Below are 16,963 nucleotides of genomic sequence, written 5' to 3'. Positions count from 1 at the left end.
GAAATGCAACATATTATAGATCGATTTATTAGTTATGTAACAATTGATACAGAGTCTGATCCAAATTCACAATCTACTCCTAGTACTGCTAAACAATGGGACCTTGCTAATAAACTAGCAGAAGAATTAAAAACTATTGGTATGCATGATGTCACTATCGATGACAAAGCGTATATCATGGCTACTCTACCAAGTAATGTAGAGCACGCTGTACCTACTATTGGTTTTATTTCTCATTTTGATACTTCTCCAGATTTTACAGGAGCCAATGTAAAACCTCAAATTATTCCTAATTATGACGGTAAAGACATTGTACTGAATGCAGAGCAAAACATTATTTTATCTCCAAGTTACTTCAAGGATTTATTACAATATAAAGGTCAAACCTTAATTACAACCGACGGAACTACGCTATTAGGCGCTGACGATAAAGCTGGAATTACAGAAATTGTATCTGCAATGGAATTCCTAATTAAAAATCCAGATATTAAACACGGTAAAATTAGAGTTGGTTTTACTCCTGATGAGGAAATTGGTCGTGGTGCACATCATTTTGATGTAGAAAAATTTGGTGCAGAATGGGCTTACACCATGGACGGAAGTCAGATTGGTGAGCTTGAGTACGAAAACTTTAATGCTGCTGGTGCTAAAATTACTTTTAAAGGCAAAAGTGTACATCCTGGTTATGCCAAAGGAAAAATGATTAATTCATTGCTTATTGCTAATGAGTTTATTAACGAATTACCTAAAGGAGAAACTCCTCAAGAAACCAAAGGTTATGAAGGTTTTTTTCACGTACATCACATAACTGGAACTATCGAAGAAACTGTTCTTGAGCTTATCATTAGAGACCATAGCGCAAAAAGATTCGAAAGACGTAAAAAATTAATTGAAAGAATCACTAAAAAAATCAATCATAAGTTTGCTAAAAAATTCGGGGAACCAATCGTAATTACCGAAATAAATGACCAATACTACAATATGAAAGAAAAGGTTTTACCTGTAAAACATATTGTTGATATTGCAGAGAAAGCAATGAAAGAATTAAACATAAAACCATTAATTAAACCTATTAGAGGTGGAACTGATGGCTCACAATTATCATACAAAGGATTACCTTGCCCTAATATTTTTGCTGGTGGTCATAACTTTCATGGAAAATACGAGTATGTTCCTGTAGAAAGTATGCAAAAAGCAACTGATGTTATTGTGAAAATTGCTGAAATGACTGCAATTCCAGGTATTTTTGATGCACCTGTAAAACCTACAAAAAAGAAATAATTTTATTTGGCTTAAGCCTAAAACAATAAAAAATCCCAATCTGAATATTTAGATTGGGATTTTTGTTTTTTTTTAAAACTACATTTTTTTTAGAAATGAGGAATAATACATTTCTACATTAGTCCTACCCCAAAATGGCTTCAATCGCTTTTAATTCCTCAGGGGAGAAATTAAGATTTTGCAAACTATTTATATTGTTATTTAACTGTCCTACTGAACTTGCACCAATTAAAACTGATGTAATTCGATTGTCTTTTAGCAACCATGCCAATGCCATTTGTGCTAAAGATTGATTTCTATTTTTAGCAATCTCATTTAAGGCAATTATTTTTTGCACTTTTTGTTCTGACACTTCTTCTAGTTGCAAATGGCCGTTTGGATTTGAAGCTCTGGAATTCTCTGGAATCCCTTTCAGGTATTTATCTGTTAAAAGTCCTTGTGCAAGGGGTGAAAATGCAATACAACCCACACCTTTTTCTTCAAGAACATCTAGCAAACCAGCTTCGGCTTCACGAACAAACATAGAATACTTAACCTGATGTATCAAACATGGTGTTCCTAATTGTTTCAAAATTGCAGTTGCTTCTCTAGTTTGCTCAGCATTATAATTGGATATTCCTGCGTATAAAGCTTTTCCACTTCGTACTGCATAATCCAAAGCCATCATTGTTTCTTCCAAAGGTGTTTCGGGGTCAAAACGATGAGAGTAAAAAATATCTACATAGTCTAGTTTCATACGTTTTAAACTCTGATCTAAGCTCGATAGCAAATATTTACGAGAACCCCAATCACCATAAGGTCCATCCCACATCGTATAACCTGCTTTGGTAGAAACTACAATTTGATCTCGTAAGTTTCCTTGAAAATTATGCCATAGAATTTTCCCAAAATTTTCTTCAGCCGATCCAGGAACTGGTCCATAATTATTGGCTAAATCAAAGTGTGTTATTCCTTTATCAAAAGCTTCTTTAATGATACTTTCACCATTCTCAAAATTATCTACTGAGCCGAAATTATGCCATAATCCCAAAGAAATCTGCGGTAATAACAAACCACTTTTTCCGCATCTATTATATTTCATTTTATTATTTTAAAGATTGAAAAGAAAAGAACTTAACGGCACTCAACACATTAATTCTACTTCTGTAAAAATAAGAAATCGAAAGTATTATACAATTAATTTATACTAATTGAAATACTTTCGATTTATTGTTTTATTGTTTTGAGTATCCCAAAACAATCTTTATAAAATTATCTTTTAATGTAACTTCTCAGAAATATTATGTATTTTTTTCAATTTGAAAGAGAAATAAATATAAAAAACTCCAATTGCAATAAATGCAAAAGCTGTCCAATATACCAATGAAAGCCCTGCAAAAATAGGATTCCACAATAATATAAATGAAAATATAATTCCTAGAATCCCTAAAACCAAAAGATTCGCCCAATCAGGCACCGCATAGCTCTTTAAATCAAAAGCAATAACTATAGCCATAATAGAACGGAATAAGATCACAAATCCTACATATAACGGAAGGATTGTAATCGAAATTAATGGATTAGAAATTAGCAATATCCCTACTACTAAACCTAAGATCCCTGATGCTAAGGTCCAACCCCAATTATCTATTTTTTTTCTGTTTGAAAGTGCAAAAATGACTTCAAAAATTCCACTTCCCAGAAATGAAATACTAAAAAGAAATGCAAGAGTTAAGTATGCAGCTAAAGGTGTTATAAAAGACCAAATTCCGATTCCAACGAAAAGTATGCCCACTAACAATGGGATATACCAGTAATCAATAGCTTTTTTTACTTTTTTAAATAAAGAATTTTCCATAAATATGTATTAAAATCATGCTTACTCTATAAAGTTTTCAGCTTACCTTTAATCATTATCCTTCTTAATAAAAAAGCTATTTCTTAGCATATTTTATTTTGAGGTCTCTCAAAGATAACAAATTAAAGAAACTTATTTGTAAAAATTACCCCATAAATACCCACATAATTCTTCATTTAAAGATTGTATTAATCCTATCAAAAAACACTTTCCATTTCTTTGATATTATATTCCTTTGATATTAAAGAACATCCACATATCTTTATAAATTAAACCATTTCTTTACTTAAAAAATGAAATTCACCATTTATATATTTACAGTTGTAGTTGTAGTTCTATTTTCATCATTTACCATAAAAAAGGATGAAAAAATCACAAATAATCAAGTTCAAGGAATACAATCTATAATAGACAGAGACTCTATTATTACTTATTCCAAAAGATATCTGGGAACACCCTATCTATATGCTGGAAATACTCCTAAAAAAGGATTTGATTGTTCTGGCTTTGTCAATTATGTTTTTAAATATTTCGATATTAGCTTACCTCGAAGTTCTGGTGCTTATAAAAATATAGGCAAGGCAAAATCACCTGAAGAATTTGAAGTCGGAGATATTTTAGTTTTTTATGGTTATAAAAATCGAAAGAGCATAGGTCATGTTGGAATAATTTGTGAAGCCAACGGTATGAAATCAAAATTTATTCATGCTTCATCTGGAAAAATAAAGAGCGTAACAATTAGCGCATTAGACTCTAATCACTACAGCAATCGTTTTTATAAATGTATAAATGTGTTACCTAAATAAACGATTCATTTCTGTTTTAAACATAAAAAAACTCCAAACAATTTAACTTATTTGGAGCCTAGGCATTATAACTAACTACTTTTATAAAACTATTCCTTTTAAAGTAAGCACTTTTGGTGTTGCTTCTGCACTTGTTACTACAGTAACAGTTTTAGAAAAAGCGCCTTTGTTAGCAGCATTATATGTTGCTGTAATCTTTGCCGATTTTCCAGGTAAAATCGGTTCTTTTGTGTAATTTGTTGCAGTACACCCACAAGATCCCTGAACACTTGTAATAACTACAGCTGTTTTTCCTGTGTTTTTAAATTCAAAATCAATTTCTTTTGGTACATTCAGTGGTATTTGCCCAACATCGATAGTTTCTGCTTTCCATGTAATTGATCCTGCAAATGCAGTAGCTTTTGCTACTATTGTTTCTACTGGAGCAATTGCTGAGAAAGACATTAAACCTAAAGTCAATACTAATAATAATGGTCTGATAATTTTCATAAGCTTAAATTTTTAAATGATTATTTGGTTTGTCATTTTGAACATTACAAATGTAAATCAGATAAAAATGAAACGCTGTTAAGCGATTTCAAATGTTTGTTAACGACTTGTTAATCGCTGTTTTTAAAGATATTTTTGATTAATATTACACTTTGTAAATTGCATTTAAGTGAAAATAAACAGGCTCAACAGCATTATTATCCTGGGTTTTATAGCAATCATCGGCATATTAGTCGTGCAATTGCTATGGACAAAAGAAGCTTTTACCCTTGAGCAAAAGAAGCTAAACCAGAAAACACATCTTGCATTACTTGAAGTTGCAAAAAAACTACATGAGAGCAATAGTAACGAGTTACCTGCACAAAGTCCTATTCAAAAAATATCCAATGACTATTATGTTGTAAACATTGAAAATGATTTTGAACCCGATATCTTAGAATTTTATTTAAAGTCGGAATTCAAGAAAATGAATATTACGACTGATTTCGAATACGCCATGTACAATTGCCAAAGCAATGAAATGATATATGGAGATTATATTTCTTTATCCAAAAAATCAAAAGGAAAACAATCTGTTCATTTTCCAAAACACAAAGATCTAGTTTATTACTTTGCTGTACGCTTTCCTAATGAAACGAGCTATATATTCAGCTCAATGCGATTTTGGCTTGTACTTTCGATAATGCTTATTATCATTCTACTAATTTATATTTATTCGATTTTCATGCTTTTACAGCAAAAGAAATACTCCGAATTACAGCGCGATTTTATCAATAATATGACGCACGAGTTCAAAACTCCTTTAGCCTCTATTTTAATTGCTTCAAATTATTTAATTAAACAAAATCCGATCAAAGAAGACAAGAAACTGGAGAAATATACTGAAATCATCATCAACCAAAGTGGCAAATTAAATAATCATATAGAGAAGATTTTAAGTATTGCAAAATCAGATTATACCCCATTAGAATTAGAGCTAAAAAACATTTCAATTATTCCTCCCATTGAGGAAACCATAGAAAATATTAAACTAAAATATCCTGATACTGATATAAAAATTGAGTCTGACTCTGCAAACTATACTATTATTACTGATGTTTTTCATTTTACAAACATCGTTTATAACCTTTTGGATAATGCAATAAAATATTGTGATACTAAGCCTGAAATTATAATTCGTTTAACTACTGAAAATCAATTGTTAAAAATTGCTTTTATAGATAACGGAATAGGAATTGCAAACAAAAACATTTCCTTTATTTTTGATAAGTTTTACAGAATTCCAAATGAAAAAAGCACCCAGTCAAATGGCTTTGGATTGGGCTTGTATTATGTAAAAAAGATTTGCAACTTGCATCAATGGAAAATCAATGCTACTAACAATCCTAAAAAAGGGATTACCATAACCATATCAATTCCATATAAAAAATGAGTATTTTCAAAATTCTTTACACCGAAGATGATGAAACCTTAGGGTTTCTTACCAAAGACAATTTGGAACAAAACAATTACGAAGTAACACATTGTTGCGATGGACAATTGGGTTTGGAAGCTTTTAATAAGGGGAATTTTGATATTTGTATTTTGGATATTATGATGCCAAAAATAGATGGTTTTGAACTCGCAACCGAAATAAGAAAAAACAACTCCGATATTCCTATTATTTTCCTTTCAGCTAAAACATTAAAAGAAGACAGAATAAAAGGATTACGTCTAGGTGCCGATGATTATCTCGTAAAACCTTTTAGTATTGAAGAATTACTTCTAAAAATTGAAATCTTCTTAAAGCGTTCGCAAAAAAATGATTCTATAGATAAATCTATCTATAAAATTGGAAAATACCATTTTGATACTAAAAACTTTGTCCTTTATAATGAAAATGAAAAAATTGGCCTTACACAACGTGAAGCTGAATTATTAAAATTATTTCTTGACAATAAAAATTCCGTTTTAAAGAGAGAGCAGATTCTAACATCACTTTGGGGAGATGATGATTACTTTATGGGGCGAAGTTTGGATGTTTTCATTTCGCGTCTGCGTAAAATTTTAGTAAACGAACAGGGGATTTCTATAGAAAACCTACACGGAATTGGTTTCCGATTTACCATCTAATTCTTGTCTAAATTTATAGAATTTTGTATTTTTAATATTCAAATATTCCAGATATGAGATTGCATCATTTACGTAATGCCACTTTAGTAATTGAAACAGAAAAACATGTCATTTTGGTTGACCCAATGTTAGGTAAAAGGAAGACCATTGCTCCTTTTAGTATTTTTCGTTACAAACCTAAAAGAAATCCACTTACCTATCTGCCAAAAAATAGCAGAGACATTCTAAGCAAAGTCACACATTGTATCATCACCCATTTACACCCAGATCATCTAGATAAAGCTGGTGAGGTTTTTTTAAGAAGAAAATCGATTCCTGTTATTTGCAATAGCAAAGATAAAAATGCCCTTATTAAAAGAAGCTTAACCGTTATCCAAACTCTGGACTATTGGAAGCCACAAGATTTTTTAGACGGAAAAATAATGGGCATACCCGCTGTTCATGGGTATGGTTTTATTGCAAAACTAATGGGAAATGTAATGGGTTTTTATATCGAACTACTTAATGAAAAATCAATTTATATTAGTTCTGACACCATTCTTACCGAAGATGTAGAAAAAGTATTAACCGAACTCAAACCTGATATCGCAACTATTGCTTGCGGTACTGCAAGATTAGATTTTGGACAGCCATTATTGATGAGAATAAATGATATTATAAAATTTATTGCACTTGCACCTGGCAAGGTATTCGCAAATCATTTAGAGGCTTTAAATCATTGTCCAACAACCAGAACAGAATTAAAAGCCGCATTAACTGCAAATAATCTTTTGTCAAAAACTTCAATTCCAAATGATGGTGAATCTGTTGAGTATCTATAGAACCAATAATCCAAACTCTCTTAATGTATTCACAGGTTTAGAATACCAAAATAATTCGAAGTCTTCAAAACTAGTTTCAAAATCAGCTTTGATTTCCTGAAATGTATAAGTTTTAGTTTTTGCAACCGAAATTTTCTGTAGTATTTCTACTAACCATTCTCCTTCGTTTTTATTTGTCTGAATACTAAAGCTTTCTTTTTTATCATGAAAAGTAAGCGTTAGCATTTCCCAAGAATTCCCTTTTTTTGATTTTGTAAAAGATTCTACAAAAGGCTTCCCTCCTAACCAAACAATCTTGGCAGTAGGTTTTATATTAAAATCTTCTGATTCCTGTAATGCATCATAAATAAAATCAGATCCAATTTTAGTTTTTGGAATTTTAAAATCAAACCAGTCTTGAAGCTCATAATCAAAACAAATTCCATGCATGAAATTAAATAATGATTTCTTTAACCCGAAACTAAATTTATCATGATTGATTCCTGTAGAATCAGTATAATCGATGTCATTATTTGCAAAACTACCAATAGTTTCTGTTGCTTTTTTTACACCAAATTTTTCTGGATACATTCCTACTGGGCTATGGGCTGTCATAGCAAACTGATGCCAAAACCCTGATTGTAAAACTCCCGCTTCAAACAACTGACGTACCATTTCAAGACTATCAACGGTTTCCTGAACCGTTTGTGTTGGATATCCGTACATTAAATAGGCATGAACCATAATTCCTGCTTCTGTAAAATTACGTGTCACTTTTGCAACTTGTTCTACAGTTACCCCTTTATCTATTAATTTCAACAATCTATCCGAAGCAACTTCTAAACCTCCTGAAACGGCAATACAACCCGAAGCTTTTAACAACAAACATAAATCGGCTGAAAAACTTTTTTCAAAACGAATATTTGTCCACCAAGTAACCGCTAACTTTCTTCGAAGGATTTCGAGTGCCAAAGCACGCATAAGTGCTGGCGGAGCAGCTTCATCTACATAATGGAATCCATTTTGTCCCGTTTGTGTCATCATGTCTTCCATTCGATCACATAACAAACTTGCCGCAACAGGTTCATAAACCTTTATGTAATCTAATGAAATATCACAAAACGTACATTTTCCCCAATAACAACCATGCGCCATGGTGAGTTTATTCCAGCGTCCATCACTCCACATTCTATGCATTGGATTTACAATTTCTATAACCGAAATATATTTATCCAAAAGCAAATCGGAATAATCTGGCGTTCCAACTTGAGATTGCTTATAATCTTGTTTAAGCGAATTATTTTTATAAACTACTTCCCCATTTTCCAACAGAAAAGTTCGTTTATACGAATTAATCTCAGGATTTTCGATACTCAAAATTAATTCTTCAATTGGTACTTCTCCATCATCTAAAGTAATAAAATCGAAAAACTCAAAAACACGTTGATCTGAAAGTGAACGCAATTCGGTATTTGGAAAACCTCCTCCCATTGAAATTTTAATTTCAGGATGATTCTTTTTTACCCATTGTGCCGATCTAAATGCGCTGTATAAATTTCCAGGAAATGGGACTGATATTAAGAACAACGTTGGTTTTACCGATTCTATTCGCTCTTTTAAAATCGAAATTAAAACCTGATCAATATAAGTAGGTTCTTGTTGTAAAGCTTGATACAGTTCGTCAAAAGAATTGGCACTTCGTCCTAAACGTTCTGCATAGCGACTGAAACCAAAATTCTCATCGATACATTCTACAATAAAATCCGAAATATCTTCTAGATATAAGGTTGCTAAATGTTTCGCTTTGTCCTGTGTTCCCATTGTTCCAAAAGCCCAGTCAAGTTCTTCTAATTGTGCAAAACGAGAAGCCTCTGGCAAGAAATCTTCTTGACAAATTTGTAATGCCAATGTTGGATTCTTTCCTTGTAAAAAGGCAATTACAGCATCAATAGTTTTAAGATATTCCTCTTGTAATGCAAAAATACGTTTAGAATTATCTGAAATTGTATTCTCTGAAACTTCTAATTTTGAACTTGGCCCGAGGCTGGAAGCCAAACTGGCGGAGCAAAACTCAAACAAATCTTGTAATCCTTTCTTCGAAAACAATTCTAAAATTACTTCTATACCCAAATCTGCCTGAACAGATTCAATGTTTTTAGTATTCAGAAACCCCTTGATATAAGCAGTTGCTGGATACGGCGTATTCAGTTGGGTAAATGGAGGTGTAATTACAAAAAGCTTCGTTTTCAAAGGGAAATATTTTCTGCAAAAATACGGGTTATTTATAATGTTTTTGCAAAAAGATTTTGGAGTAATAATTTATAATTTGAAGCACAGACTTTTAATTTTATTTAATAGATATTTAATTACATTTGCGAATCTACTAAACCAAATCTATGAAACATACATTACTCCTCTTTTTGTTTATATTTTCCTCTTTTTGTTATTCTCAAGAAAATTGTAACAACGGAATTGATGATGATGGCGATGGAAAAATAGATTTAAATGATGAAGATTGTATTTGTAATAATACTGTTTCAATTTTACAAAATTCTTCTTTTGAAGAAAAAACTATGTGTCCTCAGGGTTATGAAGACGTTCCAACAACCATTGATTGGACAAAAGGAACAATCCCGTCTCCAGATTATTTAAATAAGGACTGCAATCTTTTTAATACTATTTACTCCAAAAATCTTCAAAATTTCCCCGATGGTAAAGGAATTTTCAGGGCAGTATACAAAAACAATAAAAAAGAATATATCGCTACAAAATTATCAAATCCATTAAGTACCGGAATAAACTATCAATTAACATTGAATATTGCTACATTGATGAGTATCGAAACAAATAACCTAAGTAAACGTTTTGATTTTAATTTTTTAGCGCCAACTTATATAACACTTTATGGATCTAAGAATAAAGATAATTTACCATTATATACGAATTCAGATCCAAATTCATTTGACCCATCTTGGATTGAAATTGGAAAAGTTTTATACCAACCTCAGACTACTTGGGGAGAAATAACAATTAGTTTTACTACAAATACTGCTATTAACGCAATAATGTTAGGGCCAGAAAAGATATTGCCTGCATCATTTAATACTGATTATGAACCTTCTTTCTTATATGATAATTTAAGATTAAATACTGCTGAAAATTTTGGTGTTACTATTACTCAAAGCGGCAATTTCTGCAATAATGATTTAATATTGACTGCTAATCTGAATAAAACCATGAATTTAGCAACAACTTTTCAATGGTATATAAATGGAATAGCGATAAATGGAGCAACGAATAAAACTTATCCAATTCCTTCAGTTAAAACAAATTTGGGAGAATATGCTGTAAAAGTTAAAGATGCAAATGATTGCTTCATAAGTTCAAAATTAACTATAAACAATTCAATACTTAATCCTTCTGTAACAGTAGTTCAGCCTACATGTCAAGATACAAATGGTTATATAAAAGTTAACGACCTAGGAATAGAATATAGTTTTGATAAAGGCCTGGCCTTCCTTTCAGATGACAATTATGTTACAAAAGATTTAGTATGGCAAACAGATGCCAACTTTGTAACAAAAGAATATGGCAAATATTATGTTCAAACAAGAACCGCTTCTGGCTGTATTTCTACACCTACGATTGTAACAATTAATCCCCCAATATTATTAGACCGCCCAACATTTTCAATTATTCAGCCAACTTGTAGTTCTGGTGGAACTATTACTATCACAACCCCAGGGTCACAATTTAGTTTTGATAATGGTTTGACTTGGGAAAATAGCGCTACCAAAACAAATTTACCTACTGGAAATTATTTACTTAAAATAAGAAACAGTACCGCATGCGAATCCTATTCTCAAAGCGTCTTACTTTTTCCGTCATATATTAATTCTCCAACCTATACTTTAATCCAACCCAGCTGTAATCAAGGCGGAAGTATAACTATTACCAGCGCCGCATCTGAATATAGTTTTGACAATGGAAAAACATGGACAACAAATCCAACGGCAACTAATTTACCTTCTGGTTATTATAATGTTAGAATTAAAAATAAATTTGGATGTGAATCGAAACCTTATTTTAATCAAATTTATTTTGATCCATTTTCTAAATCATACCCGGAAACTAAAGTTACTCAACCAAATACTTGTAGCAATACCGGAAGTATTATTTTTTCAAAGTTTTCACATAAATATAGCATTGACAACGGATTAACGTGGCAGGAAACACCTACTTTTAATAATTTAAAACCTGGCAATTACATACTGAAAACGAAAAATGAACTAGGTTGTGAATCCGATGTTTATCCAGTTAAAATAAATTTTTATTTATCTAAACCAACTTATACCACAATAAATCCTGCGTGTACAACAAACGGAAGTATTACGATTACCAGCCCCGCATCCGAATATAGTTTTGATAATGGAGAAACATGGACAACAAATTCAACGGCAGCTAATTTAACTTCGGGTTATTATTATATTAAAATTAAAAATGAAGTAGGCTGTGAATCCGATGTTTTATATGTCAATTTACCTGCTTTCTATCTTAATGAGCCTACATACAGAATAATAAATCCCAATTGTGAAACGGAATCAAAATGGAGTATTTTAATTACAAGCCCAGCTACATCTTATAGTTTTGATGGAGGAGTAACATGGAGTACAAGTCCAAATATTTCTAATTTAGATTATGGGACTTACTTCTTAAAAACAAAAAATTCTTTAGGCTGTGAATCCAATTACGCAATTGCCAATATAAATAATACTCATTATTTAGGTCCTCCCGAATTTTTAGCTACAGAACCCACCTGTACCACTCCAGGACGTGTTACCATAACCACTCCTGCCGCATTTTATAGTTTTGATGATGGGGCAACATGGAGTACGAATCCAAATCTTACTAAATATCCAAATGGTGGCGTAAGTGGCTATCTTAGGATTAAAAATAAATCAGGCTGTATAAGTGATCATAATTGGTTTGGTCTTAACCTCAATTTCCTTAATACTCCTACTTATACAATAGTGCAACCAAGGACTTGTGACAGTAATGCTACTGGAAGTATTACCATAACGACATCCGCCGCCTTATATAGTTTTGATGGCGGCTTAAATTGGAGTACTAATCCTACTGCTTCAAATCTTCCTATAGGATTTAAATATCAACTAAAAATAAAAAATAAAGAAGGGTGTGAGTCAGGAAACCTTATAATTGAATTCACTCCTTTTAAAATAAAAGCAGCCGAATATAAAGTTACTAATCCCACCTGTGGTAAAGGAGGTTCTATTACAATTACTACACCGGCACCATTTTATAGTTTTGATGGTGGTGAAACATGGGGTACAAGTCCAACCGCTACAAATTTACCTGTTGGTTTTTATTATCCTAAAATAAAAAATGAATCTGGATGTATCTCAGAAACACTTTATTCTGTAAATTTCACTGAAGAATATTTATCTAATTTTAATATACAAGTAATTCAACCTACTTGTGAATCAAAGAATAAAGGGAGCATTACTATAGATCCCCTATTTGATCAATATAGCTTTGATGATGGTAGAACCTGGAGTCAATACAACACAGCCACAAATTTATCTCCTGGTAATTATTCCATAAAAGTAAAAAATAATTTAGGTTGTGAGTCCTGGTGGAGAGTTGAAACACTTTATCCTTTTTATTTACCCAAACCAAATTACATTACAAATCCACCTATATGTGGAACTGGGGGAAGTATTACAATAACAACTCCAGCTTCATTATATAGTTTTGATAATGGAGTAAATTGGACAATTACTCCAACGGCTACAAATTTAGATGAAGGATATTACACAATAAAGATAAAAAATGAATTAGGGTGTGAATCGTACACGCAAAGTGTTTATATTCCAAAATTTCACCTTAGTTCCCCATTATACTCACTAATACAGCCCAATTGTGAATCTTTAGGTACCATAACTTTCACTACAGTTGCTTCAGAATATAGTATAGATAATGGTAAAACTTGGAAAAACAACTCTACTTTTCCTAATTTAACTCCTGATAATTATATTTTAAAAATAAGAAATGCTTTAGGATGTGAATCGAATTCAACATACATTTCACTAAATAATCCGAACCCATCGCCTCAGCAACCAAATGTTACTGTTCAACAGCCAAGTAGTTGTACGGATACAAAAGGAACTATTACAGTATCAACAAATGCTTATCAATACAGCTTTGACGATGGACTTACCTGGACTACAAATGCTAAAGCTGTTAATTTAGATCCCGGCACTTATTTTGTTAAAATTAAAAACAGTACAACCAGCTGTCCCTCACTTTCTGCTAAAACAACAATCAATCCTCCTTTAGACGCCATAAAAATCCCTGCTTATACGATTTCTCAACCTGATAGTTGTGTTGATCCTTTTGGAACTATTACAATTATAACCGTAGCATCAAAGTATAGTTTTGATAATGGATTAACATGGAAAACAAGTTCAGATTCTGGGAATTTAGCTGTAGGAAATTATAAAATTAAGATTCAAAATGCAGCAGGATGTGAATCCGAAGCTATTTCAATCAACATAAATACACCAACAGATTACCCAACTATCCCAACAAATAGTATAACTCAACCTAATTGTAATAATAGTCAAGGAAAAATAACCATTCTTTCTATAGCATCTAAATACAGTTTTGATAATGGCTTAACCTGGACTAATAATGCAACATCAACACTTTTAAATCCAGGAGAATATTCTCTAAAAATAAAAAATTCCAAAGGATGTATTTCTGAAGCGATAAAAGCTACTATAATACCTTTTGTTAATTCTATACCAACTCCTGAAAATTTAAATCCTACAATCTTTTGCATTCAAGAAAATGCAACTTTAAACAATATTCAAATTACGGGAAACAACATAAAATGGTATGATGCTGTAACGAATGGAAATATTTTACCAAATACTACTTTACTACAAAACGATACGTATTACGCTACACAAACAATAAATGGTTGCGAAAGCGAAAGACTTGCAGTAAATGTGAAAATTCAAGATACTCAACCTCCAATTCTTAATGGGAATCAAAGTTTTTGTGCACAGCAAAATGCTACAATTAGCGATATAAAAATAAATGGTCAAAACATAAAGTGGTACGATTCGTTTACAACTGGAACAGATTTATCGGAATCGACTCCATTAGAAAATGGAATCATTTATTATGCCTCCCAAACAATTAATGGATGCGAAAGCGAAAGATCTTCAATAACAATTAATATCCTTGAACCGACCACCACAGAGTGCATTAATTATGTCGACGAACTTCCTTTTCCAAAATTTTTCACTCCAAATAATGATGGTTACAACGATACTTGGACAATTGATTTTCGCTATTTAAAGCCAAATACGAGAATACAAATTTTTAACCGTTATGGAAAACTCATTAAAGAATTAGCAACTAATACTTCGTGGGATGGAACATACATTGGTCAAAATCAACCTTCATCAGACTATTGGTTTGTAGTTACTCGTCTAAACGGAGCCGAATTCAAAAGCCACTTTAGCTTAAAACGATAAAACAAAAAGGGTCGTCTAAATAATTAGACGACCCTTTTTTATTAGGATTAAATTCTTAAAACTTATGTTCTTTTTTACTAATTACTAATAATGATAACATCGAAATAAAAGCTGCAATACTAAGATAGAAACCTACGTAGGTTAAATTATACGTACTTGCTAGCCAAATCGCAATCATTGGGGCAAATGCTGCACCGATGATTCCTGCCATATTAAAGGTTAATGAAGCTCCTGAATAACGAACGGCAGTGGGAAACAATTCAGACAGAAAGGTTCCTAAAGGACCGTAAGTAAAGCCCATCAAGCCCATTCCAAGGCATAAAAAGAAAGTAACCATCGCTGCATTTCCTGAATTTAGAAAATAGGAAAAGAAAAAACCAAAAACAGCAATAGCTCCCGTAGTTAAAATTAATATTTTACGGCGTCCGATTTTATCTGCTACTACAGCAGAAATAGGGATAAATAAAGCAAAAAACAATACTGAAAACAACTGGATCAATAAGAAATCTCTTTTTGCATAACCCAAATCAGAAGTTGCCCAACTCAACGTAAACACAGTCATTAAATAAAACACCAAGAAGGTTGTTACAGCTGCGAGTGTTCCAAAAATTAATTGATTTTTATACGACTTAACCAAAGTTAAAAATGGAATTTTCACTTCTTCTTGTTCCTTTTTAGAATTTTCAAAAGAAGGTGTTTCTGTAATTTTAGTTCGGATATAAAAACCAACTACTACCAAAAGTGAACTGGCAATAAAAGGAATTCTCCATCCATAATTCATAAAATCTTCATTACTCATTGAATCTGTAAGTAATAAAAAAGTGCCTCCTGAAAGTAGCAAGCCAATTGGCGCACCTAATTGCGGAAACATCCCGTACCAAGCCCGTTTATTTGGTGGTGCATTTTCGATTGCTAGCAAAACTGCTCCTCCCCATTCTCCACCCAACCCGACTCCTTGTCCAAATCGACATAACATCAATAATAAAGGAGCTGCAACACCAATGCTGGCATAACTTGGTAAAAAACCTATGGCTACTGTCGAAATCCCCATAGTTAACAAGGCAGCAACTAAAGTGAATTTACGCCCTATTTTATCTCCATAATGCCCAAAAAATGCTGAACCCAAAGGGCGTGATAAAAAAGCAATTGAAAAAGTAGCTAACGACTCTAATGTTGCCATAGTCGAATCTGAACTTGGAAAAAATAACTGCGGAAAAACTAAGACTGCTGCATTGGCATAAATATAAAAGTCAAAAAATTCGATTGTAGTACCTATTAAGCTACCAAAAAGAACGTGTTTTGTAGAATTTATTTTTTTGGAATTATTTTTCATATGATTCTATATGTATTTTAAGAAAATAGAATGTAAAAATGAGGCTAATTCCTAAAAGTAACAAATATTTATCTTTAAAATTAAAGTATGTTTGTGAAAAACTTAATACAAAAACATAGCACTCTACTTAGTTGTTATTCAAAATATTCTTTTAATAGATATAAGTTTCTAGAAATAAAAAAGGATATCTATTATGACATCCTTTTCTAGTATTATTTCTTTTTATTTTTAACAGGTTCCTCTTTTTTAGAACCTTTTTTTATTTTTTTGTTTACTCTTTTTTCAGTCTCTTCAATATCATAATTGTAAGCTGAATTTATAGTTACAAGTTTTGCTTTTTTCAAAGTCTTCAAAGCTTTTTTAAACTTTTGTTGACTCTCCAAGAGCATTACTTTCTTAAGAAATAGCTCTACTTTGTTAATCCCTTTAATAGTCAATGCAAAGTCAATCAGTTTCTTTGCTTCTTTGTAATCTTCATTCAAAATTAAAGTATGAATATAAAAAGGATATACTTCGATTGAATTAATATTAATCGAAATCGCCTGCTGAAAATACTCTTTAGCTTCCTCATATTTAAATAACTGATCGCTTAAAACCTGTCCGTATAAGCATAGAGCCATTGTGTTTTTATCATCATAAGACAAGGCATAATCCAGTGATTCGATGGTTTCTTCCAGCGAATATGGATAACTATCTAATGCCTGAAAAAGATATTTATCTACTGTTTTCATAATTTATTC

Annotated in this window: 12 protein-coding genes; 6 read left to right on the top strand and 6 right to left on the bottom strand. The window is 31.8% G+C overall.

Going from position 1 to position 16,963, the window contains the following annotated elements; genetic code table 11:
- The first annotated feature begins 3 nt into the window (after positions 1–3).
- The gene (gene pepT, locus LPB87_RS02500; RefSeq protein WP_129537591.1) at positions 4–1,281 is read left to right on the top strand and encodes a peptidase T; all 1,278 of its coding nucleotides are present in this window, start codon (positions 4–6) and stop codon (positions 1,279–1,281) included.
- Positions 1,282–1,405: 124 nt separating this feature from the next.
- On the opposite strand, the gene LPB87_RS02495 is transcribed toward pepT, so the two are convergent.
- Entirely contained in the window at positions 1,406–2,362 is a 957-nt protein-coding gene (locus LPB87_RS02495; protein ID WP_230604778.1) for an aldo/keto reductase, read from the bottom strand.
- Between the two features lie 177 nt (positions 2,363–2,539).
- Positions 2,540–3,118, bottom strand: coding sequence for a DUF308 domain-containing protein (locus tag LPB87_RS02490; protein ID WP_129537589.1), 579 nt, complete (start codon positions 3,116–3,118; stop codon positions 2,540–2,542).
- A 293-nt stretch (positions 3,119–3,411) separates the two neighbouring features.
- Here LPB87_RS02490 and LPB87_RS02485 point away from each other — a divergent pair, with 293 nt between their 5' ends.
- A complete protein-coding gene (locus LPB87_RS02485; protein WP_230604776.1) occupies positions 3,412–3,924 on the top strand; it encodes a C40 family peptidase in 513 nt (170 codons plus the stop codon).
- Positions 3,925–4,005: 81 nt separating this feature from the next.
- Here LPB87_RS02485 and LPB87_RS02480 read toward each other — a convergent pair whose 3' ends face one another.
- The gene (locus tag LPB87_RS02480) at positions 4,006–4,413 is read right to left on the bottom strand and encodes a DUF1573 domain-containing protein (protein ID WP_129537587.1); all 408 of its coding nucleotides are present in this window, start codon (positions 4,411–4,413) and stop codon (positions 4,006–4,008) included.
- 169 nt (positions 4,414–4,582) lie between these two features.
- Here LPB87_RS02480 and LPB87_RS02475 point away from each other — a divergent pair, with 169 nt between their 5' ends.
- The 3 genes from LPB87_RS02475 to LPB87_RS02465 are packed head-to-tail and all read left to right on the top strand — an operon-like array spanning position 4,583 to position 7,346.
- On the top strand, positions 4,583–5,845 hold the full coding sequence (locus LPB87_RS02475) for a HAMP domain-containing sensor histidine kinase (protein WP_230604774.1): 1,263 nt from the start codon (positions 4,583–4,585) through the stop codon (positions 5,843–5,845).
- Positions 5,842–6,525, top strand: a complete 684-nt coding sequence (locus LPB87_RS02470; protein ID WP_230604772.1) for a response regulator transcription factor — start codon at positions 5,842–5,844, stop codon at positions 6,523–6,525. Before LPB87_RS02475 ends, LPB87_RS02470 begins: the two co-directional genes overlap by 4 nt.
- A 53-nt stretch (positions 6,526–6,578) precedes the next feature.
- Positions 6,579–7,346: an MBL fold metallo-hydrolase gene (locus LPB87_RS02465; RefSeq protein WP_230604770.1), complete on the top strand. Its 768-nt coding sequence runs from the start codon at positions 6,579–6,581 to the stop codon at positions 7,344–7,346.
- Here LPB87_RS02465 and LPB87_RS02460 read toward each other — a convergent pair.
- Positions 7,341–9,575 (bottom strand): radical SAM protein, encoded by a 2,235-nt coding sequence (locus LPB87_RS02460; protein ID WP_230604768.1) that lies wholly within the window; start codon positions 9,573–9,575, stop codon positions 7,341–7,343. The genes LPB87_RS02465 and LPB87_RS02460 overlap by 6 nt on opposite strands.
- Positions 9,576–9,721: 146 nt before the next feature.
- Between LPB87_RS02460 and LPB87_RS02455 the strand changes: the two genes are divergently transcribed.
- Positions 9,722–14,890 carry a T9SS type B sorting domain-containing protein gene (locus LPB87_RS02455; RefSeq protein WP_230604767.1) on the top strand — a complete coding sequence of 1,723 codons (5,169 nt, stop codon included), beginning with the start codon at positions 9,722–9,724 and terminating at the stop codon, positions 14,888–14,890.
- A gap of 55 nt (positions 14,891–14,945) precedes the next feature.
- Here LPB87_RS02455 and LPB87_RS02450 read toward each other — a convergent pair whose 3' ends face one another.
- Both LPB87_RS02450 and LPB87_RS02445 read right to left on the bottom strand, forming a co-directional pair.
- Positions 14,946–16,223 carry an MFS transporter gene (locus LPB87_RS02450; protein ID WP_129537581.1) on the bottom strand — a complete coding sequence of 426 codons (1,278 nt, stop codon included), beginning with the start codon at positions 16,221–16,223 and terminating at the stop codon, positions 14,946–14,948.
- A 212-nt stretch (positions 16,224–16,435) separates the two neighbouring features.
- Positions 16,436–16,954, bottom strand: coding sequence for a hypothetical protein (locus LPB87_RS02445; protein WP_230604764.1), 519 nt, complete (start codon positions 16,952–16,954; stop codon positions 16,436–16,438).
- Positions 16,955–16,963: the final 9 nt, after the last annotated feature.

Origin of the sequence: Flavobacterium sp. EDS, from assembly GCF_020991525.1 — a bacterium.
Taxonomy (GTDB): Bacteria; Bacteroidota; Bacteroidia; order Flavobacteriales; family Flavobacteriaceae; genus Flavobacterium.
This window is presented reverse-complemented; position numbering and strand designations above follow the sequence as displayed.

Coding starts and splice junctions, on each gene's coding strand:
- pepT (WP_129537591.1), top strand. CDS start 4: ATGCAACATATTATAGATCGATTTATTAGTTATGTAACAATTGATACA.
- LPB87_RS02495 (WP_230604778.1), bottom strand. CDS start 2,362: ATGAAATATAATAGATGCGGAAAAAGTGGTTTGTTATTACCGCAGATT.
- LPB87_RS02490 (WP_129537589.1), bottom strand. CDS start 3,118: ATGGAAAATTCTTTATTTAAAAAAGTAAAAAAAGCTATTGATTACTGG.
- LPB87_RS02485 (WP_230604776.1), top strand. CDS start 3,412: ATGAAATTCACCATTTATATATTTACAGTTGTAGTTGTAGTTCTATTT.
- LPB87_RS02480 (WP_129537587.1), bottom strand. CDS start 4,413: ATGAAAATTATCAGACCATTATTATTAGTATTGACTTTAGGTTTAATG.
- LPB87_RS02470 (WP_230604772.1), top strand. CDS start 5,842: ATGAGTATTTTCAAAATTCTTTACACCGAAGATGATGAAACCTTAGGG.
- LPB87_RS02465 (WP_230604770.1), top strand. CDS start 6,579: ATGAGATTGCATCATTTACGTAATGCCACTTTAGTAATTGAAACAGAA.
- LPB87_RS02455 (WP_230604767.1), top strand. CDS start 9,722: ATGAAACATACATTACTCCTCTTTTTGTTTATATTTTCCTCTTTTTGT.
- LPB87_RS02450 (WP_129537581.1), bottom strand. CDS start 16,223: ATGAAAAATAATTCCAAAAAAATAAATTCTACAAAACACGTTCTTTTT.
- LPB87_RS02445 (WP_230604764.1), bottom strand. CDS start 16,954: ATGAAAACAGTAGATAAATATCTTTTTCAGGCATTAGATAGTTATCCA.